The following is a 26714-nucleotide window of genomic DNA, read 5'->3' on the forward strand; positions in this document are numbered from 1 at the left end:
ACTACTAAAATGGTGCTTTTTAATGAAAAAGCGCAATCATTTGAATCCCAATTTAGCAATTGAACGAAATCGAATGACGCCTGCAATCGCACAATACCAAATATGATGGACCAAAGTACTGAAAATAAATTAATAGAAGGGGAAGATTTCTATTACACACCCGAAGGCTATAAATGTTTTACTGAAAAACACCATTTAAAACGGGGTTATTGCTGTAAAAGTGGCTGTCGCCATTGTCCGTATAAAAGCCCGCTAACCCCCAAAGGGGGAAAAAGAAGAGATTATGAATAATAAAAGCTTACATTACTATGACTAATTCACCTCACATAACTCCTACCACAATTCCGATTTCAGAAACCAGGACCCTTTTTAAAGAACAAATACAACAAGGAATCCCATCGGTTTTACCAAAACCAAAACCATACGATATAGATATCAATCACGCACCAAAGCGTAAAGAAATCCTTTCGAATGAAGAAAAAAAATTAGCACTTCGTAATGCTTTGCGTTATTTTGAACCAAAACATCATAATGAGCTAATAAAAGAATTTCGACAAGAATTAGAAATATACGGCCGTATTTATATGTATCGCTTTCGTCCCGATTATGAAATGCGTGCGCGTCCAATAAATGAATATCCTGGAAAAAGCGAACAAGCCAAAGCAATTATGCTGATGATTCAAAACAATCTGGATTACGCCGTGGCACAACATCCGCACGAATTGATAACCTATGGCGGCAATGGAGCTGTATTCCAAAACTGGGCACAGTATTTATTGACGATGCAATACTTATCAGAAATGACCGATGAGCAAACATTGACGATGTATTCCGGGCATCCAATGGGATTATTTCCCTCGCATAAAGAAGCGCCACGAGTTGTAGTAACAAACGGCATGGTAATCCCTAATTATTCTAAACCGGATGATTGGGAAAAAATGAATGCTTTAGGCGTTTCTCAATACGGCCAAATGACCGCCGGAAGTTACATGTATATTGGCCCGCAAGGAATTGTACACGGAACAACTATCACGGTTTTGAATGGTTTTCGTAAAATAAAACGCAGTCCAAAGGGCGGATTATTTGTTACTTCTGGTTTGGGCGGAATGTCTGGCGCACAACCTAAAGCCGGTAATATTGCCGGTTGTATCACCGTTTGTGCCGAAGTAAACCCTAAAATTACACATATTCGCCACAGTCAAGGATGGATTAATGAAGTGATTGAAAATATTGATGCGCTGGTAAAAAGAGTCGCTTTGGCGCAAGCCAATAATGAAATTGTGTCCATCGGATATCTTGGAAATGTGGTTGAGGTTTGGGAAAAATTTGACCAGGAAAACATCCATATTGATTTAGGATCAGATCAAACTTCGCTACACAATCCTTGGGCAGGTGGCTATTATCCTGCTGACATTTCCTTTGAAGAAGCCAATGAAATGATGGCATCAACTCCTGATTTATTTAAAACAAAAGTACAAGAAACATTACGACGTCATACGACAGCAATCAATAAACACACTGCCAAAGGAACGTATTTCTTTGATTATGGAAATGCTTTCTTACTGGAAGCTTCCCGTGCCGGTGCAGATGTCATGGCAGAGAATCACATCGATTTCAGATATCCGAGTTATGTACAGGATATCATGGGACCCATGTGTTTTGATTACGGTTTTGGCCCTTTCCGATGGGTTTGTGCTTCGGGAAAACCAGAAGATTTAGCCAAAACAGATGTAATTGCTTGCCAGGTTTTGGAAGAAATGTCCAAAACAGCTCCCGAAGAAATTCAGCAACAAATACAAGACAATATTCATTGGATAAAAGGCGCACAAGAAAACAAATTGGTTGTAGGCTCACAAGCACGAATCCTTTATGCAGATGCTGAAGGACGCGTAAATATTGCCGAAGCTTTCAATCAGGCTATTGCCAATGGCGAAATAGAAACCGTAATTTTAGGTCGCGATCACCATGATGTTTCCGGCACCGATTCTCCATACAGAGAGACTTCTAACGTTTATGATGGCTCAAGATTTACCGCCGATATGGCGATACAAAACGTCATTGGAGACAGCTTTCGTGGCGCCACTTGGGTATCCATTCACAATGGCGGTGGCGTGGGCTGGGGAGAGGTAATAAACGGCGGATTTGGTATGGTTCTTGATGGTTCAAAGGAAGCGTCAAGACGTTTAGCATCAATGCTTTTCTGGGATGTCAACAACGGAATTTCCAGAAGAAGCTGGGCTAGAAATGAAGGAGCAGTATCTGCAATAAAAAGAGCGATGCAAACGGAACCTTTATTGAAAGTAACCATCCCTAATATAGTCGCTGACAATTTGTTGGATTTTTAAAAATTTGAACGTATCTTTAATAAACATTTAGTAATCAAAAAAAACAGGTCATGAAAGCAATTAAACTCCTTCTCGCATTTCTACTTTTAGTATTTGCCTCTTGCGCTTCCGTAAAAGTATATTCTGATTATGATAATAATGTCGATTTTACTCCATACAAAACGTATGCTTTTCATAAAAAAGGCATCGATCGAGTTGAAATATCAGAATTGGACAAAAAAAGAATACTCAATGCCATAGATCGAGAATTAAGCAAAAAAGGAATGACCAAAAGTGAAAATCCAGATTTGCTGATTAATATATTAACTAAAGAAAGAGAACGCATTGACGTAAACCAGTTCAACGCAGGATGGGGTTACGGATGGGGTTGGGGATGGAATCCTTACTTTTGGGGAGGCCGCAGCAGTTTTGTTTCCTCATCAACAGAAGGGACATTGTATATTGATTTAATTGATGCCAAGAAAAAAGAATTGGTTTGGCAAGGCGAAGGAGTTGGTTATTTGACCGAAACCCGAAGTGAAAAAGAAAAACAAATCAACGAATTTGTGGCAAAAATTCTTGAACAATTTCCGCCCAAAGTAAAATAGTTTACCATCACATTTCAACATAAAAGCCTACCTTTGCGTAGGCTTTTTTTATACCTAATTATGGCACAATTTAACGACATTTCCACATTCGAAGATATCAAATTACTAGTGAATACTTTTTATTCTAAAGTTCAAAAAGACGAATTTATCGGACCCATATTCAACGAAAAAATAGGCAATCGCTGGCCGGAACATTTAGAAAAAATGTATCGCTTTTGGCAAACTATTTTACTTGAAGTGCATTCCTATTCCGGAAGCCCATTTCCGCCACACAAACAATTACCGGCCGCCAAAGAACATTTTGACCGCTGGATGCAAATTTTCACTGAAACAACTGACAACTTATTTTCTGGTCCATTAGCCGACGAAGCTAAACTTCGGGCAAAAAATATGGCTGAAATGTTTAATTACAAAATTGACTACTTCCGCAATCTTGAGAAAAGTCAAACGGACAATTCATAGTTTTTAAAGTGGGTTTAATCCAAAATATGTTCCTTTTTGCAAACAGCAACAAATTATTTTATGCGCAATTTATTATTACTTGTCGTTTTACAAGCTTTCCTCCTTTCTTGTTCCAATTTAAAGCAAACAGCTGACAACAAGTCAACCCCAAGTTTAAAACTAATCAGTTCCATTGAAATTCCTTTTGAGGAAACGTTTCAAAACACAAAAGTGGGCGGATTGTCCGGAATCGATTATGATGCCAAGAATGATTTGTATTATTTGATCAGTGACGATAGATCCATGTTTAACAATTCAAGATTTTATACGGCAAAAATTCATTTGCTCGAAAATAAAGTTGAACGTATTGATTTCCAAAGTGTCACCACTTTAAAAAATGCAACTGGGAAAGCGTTTGGCAATTGGAACACCATGCCAACTACTTCAGCAGACCCGGAAGACATCCGATTCAATCCAATAACGAACACTTTGGTTTGGAGTAGCGAAGGCGCTCGAGTGCTAACAGCAGATAAGGAAGTTTTACAAGATCCTTCTCTAAATTTCATGAATTTAAAAGGTGATTTTCTAGGCAATGTCACCTTACCGGAAAATTTAAAAATGCAGAAACTGGAAAAAGGTCCGCGAAACAACGGCACTTTAGAAGGAATTACTTTTGACAAAAACTATAAAAATGTCTATACCAATATTGAAGAACCATTATTTGAAGATGGCGACCAAGCCAATACCAGCAAAGGCGGTTTGATTCGGTTGTATCAATTTGATGTCAAAACAAAAAAGAACACCGCTCAATACGGCTATAAACTGGAACCTATTGCTCGTGAGCCTAATCCGAAAGGGGCATTTGGTGTAAATGGCGTTTCGGCAATTCAGTATTATGATAAAAATCAATTACTGGTAGTGGAACGCTCCTATTCTACCGGAACGCAAGCCTGCACGATAAAAGTATTTTTGTGTGACCTGAAAAAAGCAACTAATATAAAAAATTACAGCTCTTTGCAAAATCAAAAATTCGAATTGGCTTCTAAAAAACTGGTCCTTAACATGGATGATTTGGGAATTTTTATTGATAATATCGAAGGACTTACTTTTGGTCCAAAATTGGCAAATGGTAATCAATCTATTATTTTCATTTCAGATAATAATTTTTCAGATAAACAAAAAACGCAGGTTTTGGTGTTTGAGTTGGTGAAGAAGTAAATCCAAAAAATAGCTATCAATCCTCTATCCAGTTCGCCAAAGAACATATTCAGTACCAACAAAAATGAGAATGCACAATGTTTAATTTAGCGGAAGTCAATGAAACATAATTGGAGAATGTTTGAAATTATACTATCTGGAATTCAGATTTGCCTCGGTATTTTAATATGGTTTTTTGTCTATTTAACTTGCAATCAATATTATACTTTTTTGTGGAAAAATCCATTAATAGACCATCATAGCATTGTTCAAATGGCTGTCAGAAAAAATATAACTTTAGTAATTCTATCACTTATTGCTATTTCATCAGCAATACTTTTAATCAAAAACCTATCTAAAGGCTGGGTGATGAGTGTTATAACTTGGATTATGCTTACAATAACATTGATAATCAACTCCTATCGATTAAACCAAAGCAATCCTAATGAGTTAGATTTAGTTTCTATATTTATTATAGGAATAATTACATTTGTTTTTATAGCTATTGTATTCGCATTAAATAATATAGAATTCAAACGGAAATACAGCCCAACCATAAAAAACTGGATTTTCATAGCAATTTCTATTGTTGTACTGACAGCTTTAAAATTTTTATAAGCTTAAGCGAGAGTGTGACGAACTGAGCAGACTTTGTACGTGTAATGTATTGATGAGATTGCTTCGTTCCCCGCAATGACTGAACGCAACTAAATTATGTTGAATTATCTAATCTCAAATTAAACTTCAACTCCCCTAGCCCCGATTGCAATGAAAAGCTTTTTGTGAAAGCCGTTTTGATTTTTTTTGTTTATAAAAAGCGACTCCTCTCCCCAACCCTCTCCAAAGGAAAGGGAGAAAAGAGGAATACCCCCCTTTTTATTTCTCCTGCCGGAACATTAGAAAAACAAACGGGTTTGCAAAAACTTGCAATGAAAATCGGGAAATAGCTCCTGAAATTTGTACTTTTGCAGTTGAACTACAAGGTTTTCGATATGAACTCAACTATAGAAAGCAATCCGTTATTAGACCGATTGCCAAAGCACTTAAAACAATTCATTAAACCTCAGGATTACAGCGATTATACGCCCATAAATCAAGCGGTTTGGCGTTATGTGATGCGCAAAAATGTAGCTTATTTATCAAAAGTGGCGCATAGTTCCTACCTGGAAGGATTGAAAAAAACAGGAATCGAGATTGACAACATTCCGAGCATGTATGGAATGAACCGCATTCTGACTGAAATAGGTTGGGCAGCGGTTGCGGTAGATGGATTTATTCCGCCCAATGCTTTCATGGAATTTCAGGCCTATAATGTGCTTGTAATTGCTTCTGACATTCGCCAACTTGAACATATAGAATACACGCCCGCACCAGATATTATTCACGAAGGTGCAGGTCATGCTCCCATTATTGCTAATCCGGAATATGCGGAATATTTACGCCGTTTTGGAGAAATAGGCTGCAAAGCGCTCTCTTCACATAAAGATTATGAAATGTATGAAGCCATCCGACTGCTTTCGATCGTAAAAGAAGCTGAGGGAACTCCCCAAGCTGTTATTGATGCTGCCGAAAAAGCGGTAGAAGATTTGCAAAACAATATGGGTGAATTATCAGAAATGGCGCAAATTAGAAACCTGCATTGGTGGACTGTCGAATACGGACTCATTGGAACCGTAGAAAATCCTAAAATTTATGGTGCCGGTTTGTTATCTTCAATAGGCGAAAGTGCGCACTGCATGACAAACGAGGTCAAGAAAATTCCGTATGACCTATCAGCAGCAAACCAGAGTTTTGACATCACAAAATTGCAACCGCAACTTTATGTCACACCAACATTTGCTTATTTAAACCTAGTTTTAGAGGAATTTGCGAATAAAATGGCACTCCGAATAGGCGGTTTATCCGGAATAGAAAAACTGATAGACTCAAATGCTCTGGGAACAATTGAATTGAGTACAGGCTTGCAAATTTCGGGCGTTTTTAGTACCGTAATTGCACACGAAGGCAAGCCTATTTATATACAAACCATCGGAAAAACGGCTTTAGCTTCTCGCCAAAAAGAACTGGTTGGTCATGGAACTTTGACACATCCTGAGGGTTTTGGGAGTCCTATTGGGAAGCTGGAAGGAATCAATCTGGCAATTGAAGACATGAGTCCAAAAGATTTGAATGCCTACGATATACTGGAATCTAAAACGGTCAAACTGGAGTTTGAAGGTGGCATCACTGTTGAAGGTGAAATCATAACCGGCTCCAGAAACTTACAAGGCGAAATTATTTTGATTCGCTTTAAAAACTGTACTGTGTCACACGGAGAAACGATTTTGTTTCAACCAGAATGGGGCATTTATGATATGGCTGTGGGCAAAAAAGTGATTTCGGCTTTTTCAGGCCCTGCTGATGTGAATAGTTTTGATTTGATTTCGCACCTTCCCTCGAGCAAAACCATCAAAGTGACGCATACTGCAGAACGGGATGATTTAGAGGTTTTGTACCAAACTGTTAGAAATAGCAGAGAAACCAAGGAGACAGAAACACCCTTGAAGCCTATATTCGAAAATTTACAAACCAATCACCCAAAGGATTGGTTATTAGCTGTTGAAATCACCGAGCTGCTAAAAGAAAGAAATGAAATGAAATTATTACAGGAAATATTGGTTTATCTCGATCAATTAAAACAAAAAAGACCTGAAGTAGCACATTTGATTACTGGTGGTTTGGATTTAATCTTTGACAAAGAGAAAGCTTAGTTTTCCAATTTAGGTTTATCAAATCGAGCGCAGTCGAGATTTTTCAATAGGCTTAAACAGCTATAAAAATGGTTTCGACTGCGCTCAACCTGACAAAAAAACTATTATAATTTTATTTTTTGTCCAAAATCTTTTTCGCTTTCGATTACTTTTCCTTCGTATTGTAATTTCCAGCCCATTGAATTACTCAAAATTAATATTTTGGACAATTCGCTGATTAATCGGTTTTGAGCATTGGTTTTCAGTGAAGACTTTTCTATTTTCTTGGCGAGATTTGCTTTGACCGATTTATTGATCTTATTATAATCATCTCCCGTAAACGGATTCAGCTTGCTTTGTTCTACGTTATAAAACTGAATATCCGGACTTATTTTTATTTCTTCTTTTGGAATACTAACAATAGTGATGGTTTTATTTTTTTCATCTATTTCATATTTCATTTGGCGCAAATCATAAGCAACTGTAACATCAGCATTGACTATTACCAATGCTTTTTTCTCAAAAGAAAGCATATCCAACAAATATTTTTGTTGATTTTTATAGGTAATCACTTCGGAGAAATGACCTTCAGTAACTACTAATTTTCCAACATTTAGAATTTGTTGCTGAATGAGATTTGTGTTGTACTGGATATCTTCATCGTCGTTTTTCTTAAAATCGCAGTATTTGAATAATAAAAATATTCCCCCGATAACTACTATTGCAATACCTATTCTTCTTAACATAATTAAAATTTCATAAATGAATATTCTGATTCCAATTTAGTGATTTTTTCTCTGACTTTAGACTCAAATTTTAAATGACTTTCAGATTTCGGATTAAAAGGCTTGTGCGAAAGACTTTTTTGAATAGTTGAAACTTCATCCATTGTAGCAAAAGCAGTTTCAGAAATTATAGTTTCCTTGAAACGTTTCCAAATATAATCGATTGCCACTGGATTGGGATGCAACATATCTTCAGTATAAAAACGGTAATCCCGAAGTTCATCCATCATGATTTCGTAGCTGGGAAAGTAATTTATAGTCGAAAGTCGAAAGTCAAAAGTCCCATGAAGCGCACTAATTATATTGGCTTTGCTCCATTGATTTTCGACAAAACCATCTTTGATGTGACGCACTGGAGAAACGGTAAAAATAATGGTGCAACTAGGATTTACAACATGAATTAATTTCAGTGTCTTTACTATACTTTCTTCTATTTCTTCAACAGAAAGTAATTCTTTCTGAAACAGCTTTTGCGGTACTTTATGACAATTAGCCACAACACAATTGCTTTCTATATTTCGATATACCCACGAAGTTCCGTAAGTAATAATAATATGGGAAACATGCTGCAATTGCAGTTTTGTAGCTATCAGTATTGCATTTAAAGAAGCTAACAATTCCTCTTTACTAGAACTGCTCAAATCCGAATGCACATCAAAACAATGCCAGCGTTCATTGTAAAAAAAAATGTCGCTTTCTGTAAGTTGCTTTCCGGAAACAGCAAAATCAACTAGTTTTTCAATCGCTATAGGATGAAACAAAATGCCAAATGGATTACAACTATTTTGAAATTTAAAATAGTCCAGTTTCTGCGCCATATTTACCGCAAAACAAGAACCCAAAGACATGATTTTAGAAGTATAATCAATAGGAAACTTACTTTTAGGAATGGGAACTTGGGTTCTGAAATTCATATCTATTTCTCGCAAAGCCGCATAGGTTAAAGGTTATTTACAATTCTTGTAATTCCTGTTTTAATTAGTGGTTCGTTGAAATTAATTAACAAGCCAAATTTCATTCCTGTAATTTTCAGATACGTTTAAAGTTGTATTGGATGAACATTAGCAATTTGTTCAACTGATTTTATTTCTAAAATAACTTTATTTTCTATGATTAAGTCAGTTCTGAATCCAATATCTAATTTTACTTAATCCCAGACAACGGGAAGTGGTTTTTGACTTTCAACTAGTAGTCCTCTTTTCGTTAACTCATAAAACAAAACAACTTCATAAACTGATTCTAATAACCCTGGACCAAACTTAGTGTGCATCTTCTAACAAACATCAATAACAATTTTTGAAATCTCGTTTTCAGTCATTTTTATATTTCTCGCTAATATATTAAAAAAATTACGATATAATTACTTTACAAACTCAATTGCTTTTTCTAAAGCTTGCTGAATTCCTGCGACATTCTTCCCTCCTGCTGTTGCAAAAAACGGCTGTCCTCCGCCTCCACCTTGGATAAATTTACCCAATTCACGAACCACTTGTCCTGCATTTAGGTTTTTCTCCGCAACTAATTCTTTAGAAATATAACAGGTCAACATTGGTTTTTCTCCCGAAGCTTCGGGATTCACTGTAGCCAAAACTAGAAATAAGTTATTTCCTAAATTTCCTAATTCATACGCCAAATCTTTTGCTCCCTCCGGATTCAAATCGACTTGTTTTGCCAAGAATTGAACGCCATTAATTTCCTGTATCTCAGCGATTAAACTCGCTTTAAGATTTTTGACTTTATCTTTTACCAAAAACTCAATTTGCTTAGTCAATTTGACATTTTCTTCTTGCATAGAATGAACGGCTTTCAGAATATCCTGAGGATTTTTTAAGGCTATTTTTACTTCATTCAATGTGCTTTCATGCGAAGCAAAATGTGCTTTTACCGCATCACTTGTAATCGCTTCTACACGACGAATTCCTGCAGCAACCGCTCCTTCTGAAACGATTTTGAAATGCCAGATTTCAGCTGTATTTTTCACGTGGATTCCACCGCATAATTCCATGCTTTCGCCAAATTTAATCGCACGAACCTCATCTCCATATTTCTCTCCAAAAAGTGCCATCGCTCCTTCTTGAACTGCTTGCGCAAAAGGAATATTTCTTCTTTCAATTAGTGGTAATTGCTCTTGAATTCTTGCATTTACAAAATCTTCCACTTGCTGCAATTCGGTTTCCGTCATTTTAGCAAAATGAGAAAAGTCAAAACGCAAGTAGTTTGGATTTACTAGCGAACCTTTTTGTTCTACGTGTGTTCCAAGAATACTTCTCAAGGCTTGGTGCATTAGGTGTGTCGCCGAGTGATTTCTGGAAGACAAACTTCTCAAATCTTGATTTACTTTGGCTACAAAACCAGCATTTATATTTTCCGGTAATTTTTTTGCAAGATGTAAAATCAGGTTGTTTTCTTTTTTCGTATCGATGATTTCGATAGTTTCATTTGCAGACCCAAGCGTTAGCGAACTGGCGGAGCAAACTAACGTTCCTTTATCACCCACCTGTCCTCCACCCTCTGGATAGAAAGGGGTCTTATCTAAAACGATTTGGTATAAAACACCATCTTTTTTACTGTCTACTTTACGAATGCGAGTGATTTTTACGTCACTTTCTGATTGGTCGTAGCCTACGAATGTTTCTACATTTCCTGGAACTAATAGCAACCAGTCTTCGGTAGAAACTTCTGATGCGGCACGGGAACGTTTTTTTTGTTCTTGCATGGCGGCGTTAAAACCAGCTTCGTCCAGTTCGAATCCTTTTTCTCTAAGAATTAATGCGGTCAAGTCAATTGGAAATCCAAACGTATCATACAATTCAAACGCTTTTGTTCCAGAAACTGTTGAACCTTTAGTTTCGGCAACCACATTTTCTAATAATTGCAATCCTTGGTCTAATGTTCTCAAGAAAGAAGATTCTTCTTCACGAATTACATTCGTAACCAATTGTTGTTGCGATTTGATTTCCGGAAAAAACTCTCCCATTTGATTCGCTAAAACAGTAACTAATTGATTGATGAACGGTTCTTTTATATTAAGAAACGTAAATCCGTACCGAATGGCACGACGCAAAATTCTACGAATTACGTAACCAGCACCTGTGTTTGATGGCAATTGTCCATCGGCAATAGCAAAAGCAACCGCACGAACGTGATCGACTACTACCCGAATAGCGATATTTATTTTTTCCTCATCTGCATTCGGTACGGACAAGTCTCGACTTGTACCTACGGAATTTGATGTGTATTTTAATCCTGTAATTTGCTCTACTTTTTCGATAAGTGGCATAAACACATCCGTATCATAATTGGATGTTTTTCCTTGTAATGCCATACACAAACGCTCAAATCCCATTCCGGTATCAACGTGTTTTGCTGGCAATTTTTCCAGAGAACCATCGGCTTTACGGTTGAACTCCATGAATACATTGTTCCAGATTTCCACTACTTGGGGATGATCATTGTTAACCAAACTTTTTCCTGAAACTAAGGCTTTTTCTGCTGCAGAACGAATGTCAACGTGAATTTCTGAACACGGCCCGCAAGGTCCTTGGTCTCCCATTTCCCAGAAATTGTCTTTCTTGTTTCCAAGAATGATACGGTCTTCGTCAATTAATGCCGCCCAAATATCCCAAGCTTCCTGATCGAATGGTACGTTTTCACTTGGATTACCTTCAAAAACGGATACGTATAAGTTTTCTTTTGGAATTTTATAGACTTCTGTCAAAAGTTCCCATGCCCAGTTGATAGCTTCTTTCTTGAAATAATCTCCAAAAGACCAGTTTCCCAGCATTTCAAACATGGTGTGATGGTAGGTGTCAAAACCTACATCTTCCAGATCATTATGTTTTCCTGAAACACGAAGGCATTTTTGCGTATCAGCAATTCTGTTGCTTTTTGGAGTTCCGTTACCTAGAAAATATTCTTTGAACTGGGCCATCCCTGAATTGTTGAACATTAGTGTTGGATCATCCTTGAGAACTATGGGTGCCGATGGAACGATTAAGTGTCCCTTTGATGCGAAAAAATCTAGAAATTGTTTGCGTACGTCTTGTGATTTCATTTTTTTATTTAAATATTTAAAGATTCAAAAATTTAAAGATTAGTTAGAATTGAATTTTTCAATCTTTTAATCATTAAATCTTTTAATTTCTTTTGCCCCAGATAGTAGTGAAAAGCTTCGAGATTTATACATTTATTTTTTCTTGAGGTGGCAGAGCGACCGAAGGAAGCTCCTGCTAGCTCATTAGAAAAAAAATGTATAAACGAGAACTTGCAACAAATAGCTGGAATAGGCACATTATTTTATTTATTATTGAAAAAAGGGTGTAACAAATGAAACATTTCTTAAATTTGTTCGTCTAACCTTTTACAGTGTGCAAAAATAGGGTATTTTAAAATATGTCGAAAGTAAAATATTATTACGATTCTGAAAATTTAGCGTATAGGAAAATAAAAACTCGAAAAAGAAGAAAATTTGGTGTTATCATTCTGTTTTTGCTGGCCTCGATATTATTTGGTTTTTTGAGTTTTATTGTATTATTGAACACCCCTTATTTTGAAACGCCTAAAGATCGGTTGCAGGCTCGTGAAATTGAAAATTTAAGATTGAATTATGCGATTTTAAATAAAAAAATGGATCAGGTAAATAGCGTAGTTGAGGCTCTTGAAGACAGAGATAATAATTTGTATCGGGTATATTTCAATAAAACAGCAATTCCTGACTCTGTCCGGAAAGCGGGATTACCGGGAATAAACAGGTATAAAGTACTAGAGGGATATGACAATTCCCAGTTGGTACTGAATACCACCAAAAGAATTGATGTATTAAGTAAGGAACTCGCCATTCAATCCAAATCACTGGATGTCATTTTGAAAATGGCAGATGCTAAAAGTGATTTTTTGTCTGCCATTCCTGCCATTCAGCCAGTGCGAAATGAAAATTTAAAACGACTGGCATCTGGTTTTGGTTATCGAACAGATCCGTTTACAAAAGTAAGAAAAATGCATGAGGGAATGGACTTTACCGCCAAAACAGGAACTCCAATTTATGCCACTGGAGACGGAATTGTAATAACCGCCGACAATAGGGCCTCTGGATATGGAAATCATATTGTAATTCGGCATGGATTTGGATACGTAACATTATACGCGCATTTGAGTAAATATAAAATACGAGCTGGACAGCGTGTAAAACGCGGAGATGTCATAGGATATGTGGGAAGTACCGGAAGATCTGAAGCACCGCACTTGCATTATGAAGTTCATAAAGACAACAAAGTGGTAAATCCGCTTAATTTTTATTATGGAAACATTTCGGCAGTAGAGTATGTTGCTATAGCACAATTAGCGAATCAAGAGAATCAATCGTTAGATTAATGCTTTAACAAAGTGTTCAGTATTCAGTCGTAACAGTTTATAAAAGAAGTGTTCAGAAAAGATTAAAATAAAAAATATGCACATTGAACTTTCTAAAGATAAAAGATATTACAGCATTGGCGAAGTAGCCAAAGCATTTGACGTGAACGCCTCGCTGATACGTTTTTGGGACAATGAATTTGATATTTTGAAACCAAAAAAAAATGCCAAGGGCAATCGCATGTTTACACCCGAGGATATCACTAATTTGCAATTGATCTATCATTTAGTCAAGGAAAGAGGTTTTACGCTGGAAGGGGCTAAAACCCATTTGAAGGAAGGACAAAAGAAGGCTTTGGACAAGTTTGAAATAATCAGGAAATTAGAAACGATACGCACACAATTAACAAATATTAAAAACGAATTGTAATCCCAAAACAAAACAGGGATCCTACTATTTACAATTAAAATTAAACAACAAACATTAAATTAAACAAAGATGAAAAGATTTTTGCCTTGGATTATCGTAGGAGTTATTATTATTGGTATGTACAGCTGGATTAAAGGGATCAATAATACTGCGGTAACAATGAACCAAACAGTAGAACAATCGTGGGGAGATGTACAAACGGCGTACCAAAGAAGAAATGACCTGATTGGAAATCTAGTAAATACTGTAAAAGGTGCTGCTGATTTTGAAAAAAGTACCTTGACTGCTGTTATTGAGGCACGTGCCAAAGCTACCTCAACTACTATTGACCCAACGAACATCACACCGGAAAAATTAGCTGAATTCAACAAAGCACAAAGTGGTGTAAGTAGTTCTTTGTCTCGATTGTTAGTATCAGTAGAGCGCTATCCTGAGCTGAAAGCCAACCAGAATTTCTTGAAATTACAAGATGAATTAGCTAGCACAGAAAATCAAATTTTAACGTCAAGAACGCGTTTTAACGAAGCAGTTAAACCTTATAATTCACACATTAAAACGTTTCCAAACAGCTTATTTGCAGGAATGTTTGGATTCAAAGACAAAGCATATTTTACTGCTGTTGAGGGAGCGGATGCACCTGTTGAAGTAAAATTCTAAAGTTAGATTATTAGACTTTTTATCTTTTTAGAAGTCAAAATAAAATAAATTTAAATTAAAGAAAAAACCTTTAAAAATTAACAATTTTTGATTTCAGGTTCAACAATTCTGAAATCAAAAATCGTTAATCTTAACTCAAAAATATTTCAATGTCAAAAGTAGCAGAATTATTAACCCCGGAAAACGAACAGGAGATTGTTGAAGCTATTCGCATGGCTGAAAAAAACACTTCTGGTGAGATTAGAGTTCACATAGAAAAAACAACTTCCATGGATGCGTATGAACGAGCCAGAGACGTTTTTCATGAACTTAAAATGGATGAAACCGAACTTAAAAATGGTGTTTTAATATATTTAGCTGTTGATGATCACCAATTTGTAATTTGTGGAGACCAAGGCATCAATGATGTTGTTCAAGATGACTTTTGGAATTGTACACGGGATCTAATGGTCGTTCAGTTTAAAACCGGGAATTTCAAGCAAGGACTTATTGACGGAATCACCAGAGCCGGTGAACAATTACAAAGTTATTTTCCTTGGCAAGAGGGAGACACGAATGAATTATCAAACGAAATATCTAAAGGATAATGCTATTACAAAAAAAGAATACCCTAATTTGCCTAAAGTTGTTTGTTTATCTGTTATTTACACAAGTTAGTTTTGCGCAATTTACCATACCTGAAAAACCAACGTTACAAACCTCTGTTTACGATTATGCCAAGGTTTTAAGTGCCACAGAAAAAGCACAATTAGAAGAAAAACTGATTAAATACTCTGATTCTACCACAACTCAAATTGTAGTGATCACTATAGAAAGCCTAAAAGGGGAAGATGTAAGTCAATTAGCTACCCGGTGGGCACAAACTTGGGGAATTGGAGGAACTGCAAAAGAAGACAATGGTGTCATTATTTTACTCTCTAAAACCGAAAGAAAAATTGCAATAAACCCTGGTTATGGTCTAGAAGACAGGCTTACCGCAGGAACTGGTGGAGAAATAATCCGGAATATAATCATTCCAGAATTTAAAAAAGGAACCTATTACAGTGGATTAGACAAAGGAACAGATGCCTTAATTGATGTTTTTAAAGGCAAATACAAAGGTGTTCGCAAACAAACACCAAAAGAAAAAGAATTCCCGATCCTTCCTATTATAGTTATTGTGATCGTGATACTGGTATTAATATCCCGAAATAAAGGGGGTGGAAATTCAGGAAATTCCGGTGGCGGAGGTCCAAGTCTACTCGATGTCATTATTTTAAGCAGTCTTGCCGGTGGCAGAGGTGGCGGCGGTTTTGGCGGTGGAGGCTCTTCTGGAGGTGGTTTTGGTGGCGGTTTTGGTGGCGGGGGATTCTCTGGTGGCGGATCAAGTGGTAGTTGGTAACTTAGGACTGGGATGTGTTTCCGCATTAAAACCTTGTTTATTAAACAAATACAACCGTGATTGATACCCAACCCAAAAAAGTAGATTTCTTTTTAAATACCAATAATTTAGCTCATTTTTTTGAAACCTATTTACAGAATAGCAATAATCCAAATTAGTAGCCAAATTAACCAATCAATGATATTACATGCTTTCACATAAAGCCAAATATGCGCTAAAAGCACTGCTGTTTTTAGCGCAACAAGAAGAAACCCATATTTCTCGAACTATCGAAATTGCCGAGGCAGCCTCTATTCCAAAAAAGTTTTTGGAACAGATTCTATTGGATTTAAAGCGTGGCCATTTCGTAGGGAGCAAACAAGGGAAATTTGGCGGTTATTATCTTTTAAAATCTAAAAATAACATTACTTTAGCCGATATTCACAGGCTTTTTGATGGTGCAATTGCCCTGCTACCTTGTGCCTCATTGAATTTTTACGAACGTTGTTCTGATTGCGTTAATGAATCGGAATGCCTACTAAGACACGGATTGATTAGTATTAGAGAAGAAACTTTAAAGGCTATGGAAGGCATCACTATTGCTTCATTGGTAAAAAAATAAAAAATATCATTTAAACTCTACTAATTTTATAGAATTAATTATATATTTGCCTCGAATTTAATATATCATTAACAATACAAATTTAAAAGTATGAAAACGTACCGAAGTAAGTTTGCTTTTTTGAATAGAAAATCTCGCAAAAATCAACTAATTATAATTACAAAAAAGAGCTCTCAAATGATGTGTATGTGTTAGTAAAAAAAATTTAAATTAAATTCTACTAATTACATATACTTACTTTAAATGAAAAATTATATAAATAATACCCTTGTAATACTATCCGTTTTAACGTTCACAATATCATTTGCGCAAAACATTGAAGGTGTAATTACAACAAACCTAAACATACCATTAGAAGCCGCAAATATTGTACTAAAAGAAACAACTTCTAACACAATTACAGATTCTAGCGGAAAATTTACGATTGACTCGAAAGGAAAATTCCCTTTAACTCTTTTAGTTCAATATGTGGGATATAAAACCGCAGAAATAGAAATTACTTCCTTACCGATATCTACATTACAAATAAATCTTACTGAAGAAAATGTATTGGTCGAGGTGGTCGTTTCTTCAAGACGCCGGATAGAGAAAGTACAAGATGTGCCAATTGCAATCTCCGTAATAACGGGAAAACAGGCAGAACAATCTGGAGCTTTTAACGTTAATCGCATAAAAGAACTTGTCCCATCCGTTCAATTGTATTCATCAAACCCCAGGAATACGGGAATTAATATTCGAAGCCTAGGTTCTCCTTTTGGACTTACAAATGACGGAATCGATCCGGGTGTTGGTTTCTACGTTGATGGCGTTTATTATGCACGTCCAGCTGCAACCACTTTAGATTTTATCGATGTCGAACAAATTGAGGTATTGCGTGGTCCACAAGGATCTTTGTTTGGTAAAAACACCACTTCGGGTGCCTTTAACATTACTACACGTAAACCAAGTTTTATATCAGATGCTACCTTTGAAGTAACCTACGGAAATTACAACTTTTTGCAAGCTAAAGCTTCGGTTACTGGAGCTTTGAGTTCAAAAATCGCCGGTCGAATCTCATTTTCAGGAACGCAACGTGACGGTTTAATCCATAATGTTGTTACTGAAAAACCTACAAACACATTAAACAATCAAGGAATTAGAGGACAATTACTTTATACTCCTTTTGAAAGAACAAATATCATATTAGCTGCAGATATCACAATACAACGTCCAGATGGATATGCTCAGGTAGTTGCGGGTGTCGCACCAACAGAAAGAGCGGCTTACCGTCAATTTGATGCTATTATTGCTGATTTGAATTATCAATTGCCAAGTTTAAACGCGTTTGACCGTAAAATTGATCACGATACGCCATGGCGTTCAGGACAAGATATGGGAGGAATATCTCTTAACATAGATACAAAAATTGGTAATGGGACACTTACGGCAACAACAGCTTGGCGTTTTTGGAATTGGGATCCATCAAACGATAGGGATTTTACAGGATTACAAGTATTAGCCAAATCGCAAAACCCAACCAGACAGACACAAATAACACAAGAAGTACGCTATGCAGGTCAGCTTACCTCAAAATTAAGCGGTGTAGTAGGTTTATTTTTTATTGACCAAACATCACAAACAGATGGTACAGAAGAATCCGGTAATGCACAATGGCGATTTGCGCAAAGTACTACCAGTAATTTATGGAAGACACCTGGCCTATTTGAAGGATATGGGATCAAAACCGATGCCCGCATTAGAGCTTCCAGTGCGGCAGTATTTAGTCAGTTGGACTGGGTAATAACAGAACGTTTGCATGTATTACCAGGTTTACGTTATAATTTTGACAAAAAAGACGCTACTTACAACCGTACAACATATGGAGGACTTCAAACGAATGATCCAGCCTTAATTGCCTTGAAAAAATTAGTTTATACGGATCAGTCTTTTTTATCTAATACTAATAATATTAATTTTTCTGGAAATATAACCGTTTCTTTTAAAGCAACTGACAAGATTAATGTGTATGCGACTTTTGCAAAAAGCTACAAACCCGTTGGAGTAAACGTAGCTGGATTACCTACTCTTGCCGGGCAACCAATTCTTGAACTTGCAGTAATTAAACCGGAAGAAGTAAATCATTATGAAATTGGAGTAAAAACAGCACCGTTTAAAAACTCAATATTCAATTTTACCTTCTTTAATACCGATATCAAAGATTTTCAAACCAATGTACAGGCCGCTGAATTAGGTATAAACCGTGGCTATCTTGCCAATGCAGATAAAGTAGAGGTAAAAGGGGTAGAATTAGACGCCAGTTTTGTAATCAACAAACATTTAACCATCAATGGAGCAGCGACCTATACAGACGGTAAATATGTCAAATTTATAAATGCACCCCTTCCGTTAGAACAAACAGGAGCAGCAGTATCCTTTAAAGATGTTTCCGGAACTGCTTTACCTGGTGCTTCAAAATGGGCAGGATCTTTAGGAGGTGAACTTTCAGATAATGCCAAATTTTTTGGAAATACAGGAAAAATATTCTTTGGAATCGATTCTTATGCCCGTTCTGAATTCTCTTCTAGTCCATCAGCTTCAAAATATTTAGTCGTTCAGGGTTATGCCTTATTTAATGCTCGTGTAGGTTTCCGGGCAACAGATGGTTTGTCGGTACAATTCTGGGGACGTAACCTTTTAGACAAAGAGTACTACGAACAACTATTACCGGCGGGTGGAAATTCAGGACAATATGCAGGGGTATTAGGCGATCAAAGAACGTATGGTATTACACTTCGTTATTCGTTATAGTAGCACTAAATATAAACAAGCATAACAGCACCAGTAAAACTGAGTTTTGATTGTGCTAGATATGCAAATAAAACGAACCGTATTAATTCTTTTACATTTTTAAACCTTTAATGTTGAACTATTTTGTCCTCTAAAGCAGCATATACTCTGTTTTTTTTGTGCGGCATTTGTTATACAAAAAAACTGCCCCAAAAAAGCGACTAACTTTTTGAGGGCAGTTCAATATACATAGGCTCATTGAAAAAACCATTGAAGGTTCTTATTTTTTAATTAACTTCTGACTGTAGCTTGTACCATCTTCTAATTTTATAGTGACAATATAAACCCCTTGAACCAGATTACCCGTGTCTACCCTAGATTGGAAACCTAAGTCCATTTTAGACTCTATTAATTGTCTTCCGTTCATATCAAATATAGAGACTACAGCCTTCCCCGCATTTTTATTTGATCTGATAAACAGCTCAGAACTCATTGGATTAGGATAAATGCTGAATAAAATTTCTGTGTTGTCCAAAAGGGTTAAATTACCACAAACCCCTATTAAAGGAACGTTAACAGTAAAATCTTCCACCTGATCATTCCTTCTTTCTGAGGTTCCTTGTTGCGCTAAAGCCCCAACCCCTCGTCGGGCAAATACCGCACGTATCAAGCATTCATTTGCACCACCATAGAGCACAGCATCAGCCTGTATAATTGAATTTCTTCCCTCTACAAATCCAACATTACCACATGTAATTAATTTTAAACCATCCATTACTAATTGGATAGCCATATTATTTCCACCTGTACCATAATAAATATCCGGATCAAAACCATACTTACCGATAAAAGCCCAATACATATCCCAAATCATAGTTGACCAAACAAATCCTACACCATGAGGTACGCTTATTGCAGGATTCGCAATATCAGCATAAGTATAATCATTGATTGACATATCAGTAGAATATGGAGAAGGACGTATACCAGGCCCTTCGATACCCTGAAACTGTACATAGGTTCCAATCCCTCTTTTTTGTTCGGGGGTATCGTTTATTTTTTGGGTCATTATAAGTCCAAAAAAGTCAGACCAACCTTCTCCCATTTGCTCTTCATAAGCTTGACTCAATAAACAATCAAAACGATTTCGACCTCCAACTAACCGTGTTGATATTCCATGCCCATATTCATGAGCAATTATTCCTTGATCCAAATCACCATCTCTATTGATCAAATTAGCAAGAGGACCTCTGTCAACTAACCGACCGAAAACAGGTTCTGTTGCCATTTTGTCTAGTAATATCTTTCCGTCCTCAAAAGACAAACCTACTGTGGGGATTGTAATCGTTTTGTATGGTACACCGCCTCCATTTACTGGACCAGCGTTTGGAGCGTTGTTAATGATTATGACACCAATAGCACCATTGTCCTGCGCTATTGTAATTTTATCAACAAATGGACAATTACCACGGATGATAACAGCAATTTTACCTTTAACTGCAACCGCACCAGCAGCTGTATAAGCTGTACATCCATCCCTAGGATCAGGACTCTGCGCTGGTGTACCGGGGGGAGTGGAGTTAGTTGAAACCCATGGAGTCCCGTCATCTTCTACAAGAACTAATCTGCTGTCAATAGAAGGATCCCCTTCTCTAGGAATAGCTACAAATGGAAAGCGCACGGAAGCATATGATTTCCGAAGTTCAGTTGCACTTGGAGGAATGACATCAAGAAACTCCCCAAAAGGAGATGCGCCCCATAAAAACATTTGCATTGTTGGCTCAAATCCATCAATCAAAGTACCAAAATTAGCATTATTAAGCCCACTACCGTCCTGAGCTTCAGCCTGTACTTCATCTCCATCCCAATCATTAATGGTTGCGCTGGTAGGTCCAGCAAAACGATCGTAATCACCCTCCTGGAAATTCCCATTCGTTTCGTCAAAACCATAGGCATAGGAAACATCATGCATGTAGTTGTTCCAAACAAATAAATTGACAATTGCAGCTTTTTGATAGGCTATCGGAGCCTTGCCTAAATCTAAAGGGTAGTCAAAACTCAGCGTACCTATACTGCTGGGCGCAGCAAAAGAATCTTCGGTCGCTGGCCCGTTAATCTTGCCCCCATCTTCATAGGACTGGACGTTATTACCAAGCGTCTTGGATTCTATTTTTCCACCAAATTCATGCCAGCCTTCCGGTGAAGGGACAGCACTTCCTGCTTTTTGTGTACCGATACGTGCTGGATTATTAATCATAGTCCTGCTGCCATGATTGGGAGTCTCAACACCCAAAGGAAAAGCATTGTATTTAGATCCATCCGTAGCAGAAAGTGCTACATTAGATTTCGAATCGAGTACAATAACATTTTTACTATCTTTTTTAAAATTAAAAAAAAGATTGTCTTTTTCATAGCTATGGCTGTGATTCTTGTGACTCCTTTGATTCACAGGTTTCTCATCAGTTACAACAGGTATATCAAAATTACAACTGATCATTAAATCGGATTTCTCTAAAAGTGTCCCATTAGAAGCATTGATCTTTGTTTGCCACCAATGCGAGGCTGGATCTTTAACAATAATCTCATAGGACAATACGAAAGTACCGGTAGAATTCTTAAAATAATTTAATGGAGCTTCAAAATTGCTTGTCTCTAGCTCCGAAGGCTTAAGATCTGATTTAGTAGCATAATTCACTACACTAACTCCGGCAGTATTGCTCAATCCTAACTCACTGATCGCCTTTCGTGCGGACTGAGCTGCGGTCAAACTAGCATTGCTACTACTGATGTTTCCGTATATATTTTTCACAAAAGTATGCTTAAAACTAGTAACCACATTGTTTTTTAAAAGCACTGTGGCTGCTGTATTTGCAATTTTAACCCCTCCTACCTCTTGTTGCAGATACGCAATTAAATAATCCGAGTTTTTAAGCGTCCCATAACTGGTTATGGTAAATTGATTGGCATCTGTAGCAGATAAATTTAAACTTGCAAAATTCACAAGCAGATAGTTTTTTATAATATCTTTTTTATCTTGACCATGACCTATGGTGCTCAGTGTTAAAAAATAACAAAACAAAAAAACAGAGTAAAGGTTTCTCATAATTAGCAGATTTTTAATTACTTAATTCAAATCTAAAACGAATGTAAATTATGAAATTTGATTTAATAAATTTTAGCGTATAATTTGAAATAAAAAACTAATAATTTATATTTAAACGTAAAAAATCAGGTAAATAGCAATTTATTACACTAAAATAAAAGAAAAAAATATTTTTCAGCAATGCCAAAAACATATTTGTACACGTTTATAAAAGGCAATTTTAGGCGATTAAAAATTCTAGCGATTAAAACTAAAGGCTAAACTTACCTATCCGTTTTATTTCTTTTAAAAACAAACTGATTTATACTGTTTTGAAGACTACAAAATGCTATCCATATCTAATGCAACAGTGTTAAACAGCTATATACTTGGCCTCAATGAGTACAAATGACATAAAACCACTAGGTTCTACACCCAAGTTTTCATAAGTTTTACCTGCACTATAACGAAGTAAAAAAGTATTGATGAATTACTTACAAAAACATTAACGCACTTAATTATAACCAGATTGTTAGTACCTTATTTTGAATGCATACCAGTTTTAAAATATTTCATAAAATAAAATAAAATATCTCCTATAGAAATACTAGACTTTGTTTAAATTTGCCTTAATTGAAATAAAATTTAGTGAAAACCATTAGAATTATCTTGTTTTTATTTGTGTCACTGGGCTGCCAAGGACAAAGCAGCAAAATAGTGGATCATCAAAGTATTCTTTGGACACGCTATTACAACCAATTATCGTTAAACGAGAAGTGGTCTCTGCATTCTGAATTTGACAATCGTCTTTTTGTAAAGCCTATAGCTGAAAATTTATATGTTATTCGTGTTCAAGGACGTTATAAAATTAATGATCATCTGGAAACTGGAGTCGGTTTTGCTTATTTCTCTGTTGACACGCAGGTTCCTGAAATTAATTTTGATTTTGAAATCCCGGAATATAGAGGGCAACAGGACATTACATGGAAAAAAATCATAGGTAAAGTAACTTTCCATCAACGTTTTCAATTAGAAGAACGTTTTATTCATAACGCTAGCAAGACTGATTTATCGCCGGGAACCTCGTTTTCATGGAGGTTCAGATATAGACTTCAAGGGGATTATACCTTTTGGAAAAAAGAAAAACACTTTGTCAAAGCAATATTATCTGATGAAGTAATGGTTAATTTTGGAAAAAAAATCATCAAAAATACGTTTGACCAAAACCGAATTTACATCGCTCTGCAATATGGTTTTAATCCGAATATTGCTTTAGAATTGGGCTATTTAAACAGTTTTCAGCAGCGATCCAACGGAATTGATTATTTCAATAGAAATATTATCCGATTCAGTATATTGCATAAAATAAGACTCCAAAAAAAGAACCGAAAGAACTATTAGTACGTATATATTTTTACTAAAAATACTAAATAATCATATTTTAAGTACTGATTATAAGTATATTAACTAAATATTTAGAATTTAAGATGTGTCTTTAATTAAAAGATATAGCCATGAAAAATTTCGCAATTAAACTCGTGTGGTTTACCACCATTTACGTTTTTGTATTTGCCGGTTTATGTCAAACCACTATTCCTTTGCCAATTTTAATGATCCGACATTGCGTAAGTATACCATTAATCCTATTTATGGTTTACACCGTTCTAGCTGACGATTAAAACTATAAAAACATTCAAAAATTGGTACAGTGACCATCCTACGGAAACTTTTGAAGAAGAAAAACGTTAATTGCTCAAATCCATTTTATGCAAAAAAATCCCGATAAAATCGGGATTTTTTTTATTTTTCTCTAATATAAATATCGATTGGAACGCCTGAAAAGTCCCAGTTTTCTCTAATTTTATTCTCCAGATAACGTTTGTATGGTTCTTTTACATATTGTGGCATATTAGCAAAAAATACAAATTGTGGTGTTGGTGTTGGCAACTGCATGCAGTATTTAATTTTTACATACTTCCCTTTTGTTGCCGGTGGCGGGTAGGCTTCAATCACTTTCAACATAAATTCGTTGAATTTTGAAGTTGCAATATGCTGTTTTCTGTTTTCAAATACTTTGACGGTTGCTTCTAATGCTTTTAATAAACGCTGTTTGGTCAAAGCCGAAACAAAAAGAATAGGCACATCCGTAAATGGCATCAATTCTTCTCTGATTTTAGCTTCATAATCCCGAGTTGACATCGTTTCTTTTTCGACTAAATCCCATTTGTTTACTAATATTACAACTCCTTTACGGTTTTTCTCAGCCAACCAGAATATACTTTGATCCTGACCTTCAAATCCACGCGTGGCATCAATAATCAAAATGCAAATATCCGCATGCTCAATCGCACGAACCGAACGCATTACTGAGTAAAACTCTAAATCTTCCTTCACTTTCGCTTTACGACGAATACCCGCAGTATCCACTAAGTTAAATTCGAAACCAAAACGGTCAAATTTTGTGTCAATTGCATCCCGAGTTGTTCCCGCAATATCTGTAACAATATACCTGTCTTTACCAATTAAAGCATTGATAAAGCTTGATTTTCCAGCATTAGGACGTCCAACCACTGCAAAACGAGGCAATACAACTTCTTCCTGAGTTGGCTCTGGTTTTATAGGAAAAGCATCAATTAATGCATCTAATAAATCACCGGTTCCACTTCCTGAAATACTGGCAAACGTATAATATTCTCCTAAACCAAGGTTGTAAAACTCAATCGCATCTTTCTCACGCATGGAATTATCTACCTTGTTTACAGCCAGTAAAACTGGTTTTGTCACCTTACGCAACAATCGTGCAACGGCATCATCCATTGGAGTAATTCCTTCCTCTACATCTACCACAAAAATGATAACATCAGCCTCATCTATTGCAAGTTCGACTTGTTTACGGATTTCTCCTTCAAAAACATCATCAGAACCACGCACGTATCCGCCGGTATCAATTACAGAAAACTCTTTTCCGTTCCATTCGCTTTTTCCGTAGTTTCTGTCACGGGTCACTCCCGAAACAGAATCTACAATAGCTTCTCTTCTTTGTATCAGCCTATTAAAAAGGGTTGATTTCCCTACATTAGGTCTTCCTACTATCGCAACAATGTTATTCATAATCCTATTTTCAAATATTTTGCAAAGGTATGCTTTTTTTAGTTTGTAGTGACCAGTTTTGAGTATTCAGCAAAAAAGCACACTAACTGCACGCCTTCAAACTAAATTTCAATGCCTTTTTAGGAGCTATTTCCAGCTGTCCACTCTATCTTTTATGTTTTAAAGAAAAACATAAAAGGATGCCGTTCCCATCTGGGCTAGGGCATTTCGAATTCTAATATTATTTATCGGAAAGTTTTTAGAGCTGAGCGCTAATAAACTGAACACTGAACTTATTGATTATACCCAAATCGTTTCAACATATTAACGTTGCTACGCCAGTTTTTGTTGACTTTTACGTACAATTCAATATGGATTTGTTTTCCGAAAAACTTCTCCAAGTCGGCACGAGCTTCCATTCCTACTTTCTTCAAAGCAGCTCCTTTATGTCCGATGATGATTCCTTTTTGAGTTTCGCGCTCCACCATAATCAAAGAACGGATTCTGATGATATTTTCATCCTCAAAAAACTCTTCGGTAACAATTTCTACAGCGTATGGAATTTCTTTACTATAATTCAATAATATTTTCTCCCGGATGGTTTCATTCACAAAGAAACGTTCTGGTTTGTCTGTCAATTGATCTTTCGGGTAATACGCCGGTGATTCCGGTAATAACTCAATGATACGTCCAAAAACTTCCGGCACATTAAAATTCTGCAAAGCAGATATTGGAAAAATTTCTGCGTTTGGAACTTTCGCTGCCCAAAAAGCAACTTGCTCTTCTAGCTGTACTTGGTTTGAAGTATCAATTTTATTCAATAAAAGCAGAACCGGGATTGTGGCGTGAATAATTTTATTAAAGAAAGCTTCATCTTTCAAATCCTGCTCTCCAATTTCGACCATATAAATCAAGATATCAGCATCTTCAAAAGCAGACTTCACAAAATTCATCATAGATGCCTGCATTTCATAGGCAGGCTTTATAATTCCTGGCGTATCTGACAAGATCAATTGAAAATCTTCCCCGTTTACAATTCCAAGAATTCTATGGCGTGTTGTTTGTGCTTTTGAAGTAATTATGGACAATCGTTCTCCAACAAAGGCATTCATTAATGTTGATTTCCCAACATTTGGATTTCCTATGATGTTTACAAAACCTGCTTTATGTGACATTTCTAATATAATTTATTGTGCAAAGGTAGACATATCAAGTCAATAGACGAAATAAAACATTTTTTAAAATTTATGTTTGAATTTATTAAATTTGGTTGT

The 26714-nt window shown here is 36.2% G+C and carries 22 protein-coding genes and 1 pseudogene; 16 read left to right on the top strand and 7 right to left on the bottom strand.

Annotation, left to right across the window (positions count from 1 at the left end):
- The first annotated feature begins 102 nt into the window (after positions 1-102).
- The 7 genes from EKM03_RS08920 (at position 103) to EKM03_RS08950 (ending at position 7320) form a co-directional block, all read left to right on the top strand.
- Positions 103-291 (top strand): DUF5522 domain-containing protein, encoded by a 189-nt coding sequence (locus EKM03_RS08920; RefSeq protein ID WP_126462011.1) that lies wholly within the window; start codon positions 103-105, stop codon positions 289-291.
- Positions 292-308: 17 nt separating this feature from the next.
- Positions 309-2345 carry a urocanate hydratase gene (locus EKM03_RS08925; RefSeq protein ID WP_126740209.1) on the top strand — a complete coding sequence of 679 codons (2037 nt, stop codon included), beginning with the start codon at positions 309-311 and terminating at the stop codon, positions 2343-2345.
- Positions 2346-2395: 50 nt separating this feature from the next.
- Positions 2396-2932 (top strand): DUF4136 domain-containing protein, encoded by a 537-nt coding sequence (locus EKM03_RS08930; RefSeq protein ID WP_126516082.1) that lies wholly within the window; start codon positions 2396-2398, stop codon positions 2930-2932.
- Positions 2933-2992: 60 nt separating this feature from the next.
- Positions 2993-3394, top strand: a complete 402-nt coding sequence (locus EKM03_RS08935) for a group III truncated hemoglobin (protein WP_126740210.1) — start codon at positions 2993-2995, stop codon at positions 3392-3394.
- A gap of 60 nt (positions 3395-3454) precedes the next feature.
- On the top strand, positions 3455-4591 hold the full coding sequence (locus tag EKM03_RS08940) for an esterase-like activity of phytase family protein (protein WP_126740211.1): 1137 nt from the start codon (positions 3455-3457) through the stop codon (positions 4589-4591).
- A 99-nt stretch (positions 4592-4690) separates the two neighbouring features.
- Positions 4691-5188, top strand: a complete 498-nt coding sequence (locus EKM03_RS08945; RefSeq protein WP_126740212.1) for a hypothetical protein — start codon at positions 4691-4693, stop codon at positions 5186-5188.
- Between the two features lie 374 nt (positions 5189-5562).
- Positions 5563-7320 (top strand): aromatic amino acid hydroxylase, encoded by a 1758-nt coding sequence (locus EKM03_RS08950; protein ID WP_126740213.1) that lies wholly within the window; start codon positions 5563-5565, stop codon positions 7318-7320.
- A 104-nt stretch (positions 7321-7424) separates the two neighbouring features.
- Here EKM03_RS08950 and EKM03_RS08955 read toward each other — a convergent pair whose 3' ends face one another.
- The 4 genes and pseudogenes from EKM03_RS08955 to alaS form a co-directional block, all read right to left on the bottom strand.
- Positions 7425-8045: a DUF4230 domain-containing protein gene (locus tag EKM03_RS08955; RefSeq protein WP_126455347.1), complete on the bottom strand. Its 621-nt coding sequence runs from the start codon at positions 8043-8045 to the stop codon at positions 7425-7427.
- 2 nt (positions 8046-8047) lie between these two features.
- Positions 8048-8998 (bottom strand): GSCFA domain-containing protein, encoded by a 951-nt coding sequence (locus EKM03_RS08960; protein WP_126461986.1) that lies wholly within the window; start codon positions 8996-8998, stop codon positions 8048-8050.
- Positions 8999-9024: 26 nt separating this feature from the next.
- Positions 9025-9354, bottom strand: a pseudogene (locus EKM03_RS08965) (GxxExxY protein).
- A 90-nt stretch (positions 9355-9444) separates the two neighbouring features.
- A complete protein-coding gene (alaS, locus tag EKM03_RS08970) occupies positions 9445-12138 on the bottom strand; it encodes an alanine--tRNA ligase (RefSeq protein ID WP_126740214.1) in 2694 nt (897 codons plus the stop codon).
- Positions 12139-12476: 338 nt separating this feature from the next.
- On the opposite strand from alaS, the gene EKM03_RS08975 reads away from it, so the two are divergent.
- From EKM03_RS08975 to EKM03_RS09005, 7 genes are all read left to right on the top strand, one after another.
- The gene (locus EKM03_RS08975) at positions 12477-13454 is read left to right on the top strand and encodes a M23 family metallopeptidase (RefSeq protein WP_126461980.1); all 978 of its coding nucleotides are present in this window, start codon (positions 12477-12479) and stop codon (positions 13452-13454) included.
- 76 nt (positions 13455-13530) lie between these two features.
- Complete coding sequence (locus EKM03_RS08980) at positions 13531-13863, top strand: MerR family transcriptional regulator (protein WP_126461977.1); 333 nt, start codon at positions 13531-13533, stop codon at positions 13861-13863.
- 69 nt (positions 13864-13932) lie between these two features.
- Positions 13933-14520 (top strand): LemA family protein, encoded by a 588-nt coding sequence (locus tag EKM03_RS08985; protein WP_126461974.1) that lies wholly within the window; start codon positions 13933-13935, stop codon positions 14518-14520.
- Positions 14521-14669: 149 nt separating this feature from the next.
- Positions 14670-15107: a TPM domain-containing protein gene (locus EKM03_RS08990; protein ID WP_126455359.1), complete on the top strand. Its 438-nt coding sequence runs from the start codon at positions 14670-14672 to the stop codon at positions 15105-15107.
- Positions 15107-15901 (top strand): YgcG family protein, encoded by a 795-nt coding sequence (locus EKM03_RS08995; RefSeq protein ID WP_126556120.1) that lies wholly within the window; start codon positions 15107-15109, stop codon positions 15899-15901. The genes EKM03_RS08990 and EKM03_RS08995 overlap by 1 nt, the downstream gene beginning before the upstream one ends.
- A gap of 187 nt (positions 15902-16088) precedes the next feature.
- The gene (locus EKM03_RS09000) at positions 16089-16502 is read left to right on the top strand and encodes an Rrf2 family transcriptional regulator (protein WP_126740215.1); all 414 of its coding nucleotides are present in this window, start codon (positions 16089-16091) and stop codon (positions 16500-16502) included.
- Positions 16503-16745: 243 nt separating this feature from the next.
- Positions 16746-19289 (top strand): TonB-dependent receptor, encoded by a 2544-nt coding sequence (locus EKM03_RS09005; protein ID WP_126740216.1) that lies wholly within the window; start codon positions 16746-16748, stop codon positions 19287-19289.
- A 259-nt stretch (positions 19290-19548) separates the two neighbouring features.
- Here the strand turns inward: EKM03_RS09005 and EKM03_RS09010 are convergent, their stop codons facing one another.
- Positions 19549-22371 carry a T9SS-dependent M36 family metallopeptidase gene (locus tag EKM03_RS09010; RefSeq protein ID WP_126740217.1) on the bottom strand — a complete coding sequence of 941 codons (2823 nt, stop codon included), beginning with the start codon at positions 22369-22371 and terminating at the stop codon, positions 19549-19551.
- A gap of 627 nt (positions 22372-22998) precedes the next feature.
- Here EKM03_RS09010 and EKM03_RS09015 point away from each other — a divergent pair.
- Positions 22999-23751 (top strand): DUF2490 domain-containing protein, encoded by a 753-nt coding sequence (locus EKM03_RS09015; protein ID WP_126556111.1) that lies wholly within the window; start codon positions 22999-23001, stop codon positions 23749-23751.
- Positions 23752-23864: 113 nt separating this feature from the next.
- The gene (locus EKM03_RS09020; RefSeq protein ID WP_233579294.1) at positions 23865-24029 is read left to right on the top strand and encodes a hypothetical protein; all 165 of its coding nucleotides are present in this window, start codon (positions 23865-23867) and stop codon (positions 24027-24029) included.
- A gap of 121 nt (positions 24030-24150) precedes the next feature.
- Here the strand turns inward: EKM03_RS09020 and der are convergent, their stop codons facing one another.
- Together der and era are read right to left on the bottom strand one after the other, a co-directional pair.
- Entirely contained in the window at positions 24151-25461 is a 1311-nt protein-coding gene (gene der, locus EKM03_RS09025; protein ID WP_126461959.1) for a ribosome biogenesis GTPase Der, read from the bottom strand.
- A 272-nt stretch (positions 25462-25733) separates the two neighbouring features.
- Entirely contained in the window at positions 25734-26615 is an 882-nt protein-coding gene (gene era, locus EKM03_RS09030; protein ID WP_126452863.1) for a GTPase Era, read from the bottom strand.
- Between the last annotated feature and the right edge of the window lie 99 nt (positions 26616-26714).

The organism is Flavobacterium sp. GSP6 (genome assembly GCF_003984855.1).
In the GTDB taxonomy this organism is placed as follows: Bacteria; Bacteroidota; Bacteroidia; order Flavobacteriales; family Flavobacteriaceae; genus Flavobacterium.

What these genes read in the sequence shown, in the direction of transcription:
- EKM03_RS08920 (WP_126462011.1), top strand. Translation starts at nt 103, where the DNA reads ATGATGGACCAAAGTACTGAAAATAAATTAATAGAAGGGGAAGATTTC.
- EKM03_RS08925 (WP_126740209.1), top strand. Translation starts at nt 309, where the DNA reads ATGACTAATTCACCTCACATAACTCCTACCACAATTCCGATTTCAGAA.
- EKM03_RS08930 (WP_126516082.1), top strand. Translation starts at nt 2,396, where the DNA reads ATGAAAGCAATTAAACTCCTTCTCGCATTTCTACTTTTAGTATTTGCC.
- EKM03_RS08935 (WP_126740210.1), top strand. Translation starts at nt 2,993, where the DNA reads ATGGCACAATTTAACGACATTTCCACATTCGAAGATATCAAATTACTA.
- EKM03_RS08940 (WP_126740211.1), top strand. Translation starts at nt 3,455, where the DNA reads ATGCGCAATTTATTATTACTTGTCGTTTTACAAGCTTTCCTCCTTTCT.
- EKM03_RS08945 (WP_126740212.1), top strand. Translation starts at nt 4,691, where the DNA reads ATGAAACATAATTGGAGAATGTTTGAAATTATACTATCTGGAATTCAG.
- EKM03_RS08950 (WP_126740213.1), top strand. Translation starts at nt 5,563, where the DNA reads ATGAACTCAACTATAGAAAGCAATCCGTTATTAGACCGATTGCCAAAG.
- EKM03_RS08955 (WP_126455347.1), bottom strand. Translation starts at nt 8,045, where the DNA reads ATGTTAAGAAGAATAGGTATTGCAATAGTAGTTATCGGGGGAATATTT.
- EKM03_RS08960 (WP_126461986.1), bottom strand. Translation starts at nt 8,998, where the DNA reads ATGAATTTCAGAACCCAAGTTCCCATTCCTAAAAGTAAGTTTCCTATT.
- alaS (WP_126740214.1), bottom strand. Translation starts at nt 12,138, where the DNA reads ATGAAATCACAAGACGTACGCAAACAATTTCTAGATTTTTTCGCATCA.
- EKM03_RS08975 (WP_126461980.1), top strand. Translation starts at nt 12,477, where the DNA reads ATGTCGAAAGTAAAATATTATTACGATTCTGAAAATTTAGCGTATAGG.
- EKM03_RS08980 (WP_126461977.1), top strand. Translation starts at nt 13,531, where the DNA reads ATGCACATTGAACTTTCTAAAGATAAAAGATATTACAGCATTGGCGAA.
- EKM03_RS08985 (WP_126461974.1), top strand. Translation starts at nt 13,933, where the DNA reads ATGAAAAGATTTTTGCCTTGGATTATCGTAGGAGTTATTATTATTGGT.
- EKM03_RS08990 (WP_126455359.1), top strand. Translation starts at nt 14,670, where the DNA reads ATGTCAAAAGTAGCAGAATTATTAACCCCGGAAAACGAACAGGAGATT.
- EKM03_RS08995 (WP_126556120.1), top strand. Translation starts at nt 15,107, where the DNA reads ATGCTATTACAAAAAAAGAATACCCTAATTTGCCTAAAGTTGTTTGTT.
- EKM03_RS09000 (WP_126740215.1), top strand. Translation starts at nt 16,089, where the DNA reads ATGCTTTCACATAAAGCCAAATATGCGCTAAAAGCACTGCTGTTTTTA.
- EKM03_RS09005 (WP_126740216.1), top strand. Translation starts at nt 16,746, where the DNA reads ATGAAAAATTATATAAATAATACCCTTGTAATACTATCCGTTTTAACG.
- EKM03_RS09010 (WP_126740217.1), bottom strand. Translation starts at nt 22,371, where the DNA reads ATGAGAAACCTTTACTCTGTTTTTTTGTTTTGTTATTTTTTAACACTG.
- EKM03_RS09020 (WP_233579294.1), top strand. Translation starts at nt 23,865, where the DNA reads ATGAAAAATTTCGCAATTAAACTCGTGTGGTTTACCACCATTTACGTT.
- der (WP_126461959.1), bottom strand. Translation starts at nt 25,461, where the DNA reads ATGAATAACATTGTTGCGATAGTAGGAAGACCTAATGTAGGGAAATCA.
- era (WP_126452863.1), bottom strand. Translation starts at nt 26,615, where the DNA reads ATGTCACATAAAGCAGGTTTTGTAAACATCATAGGAAATCCAAATGTT.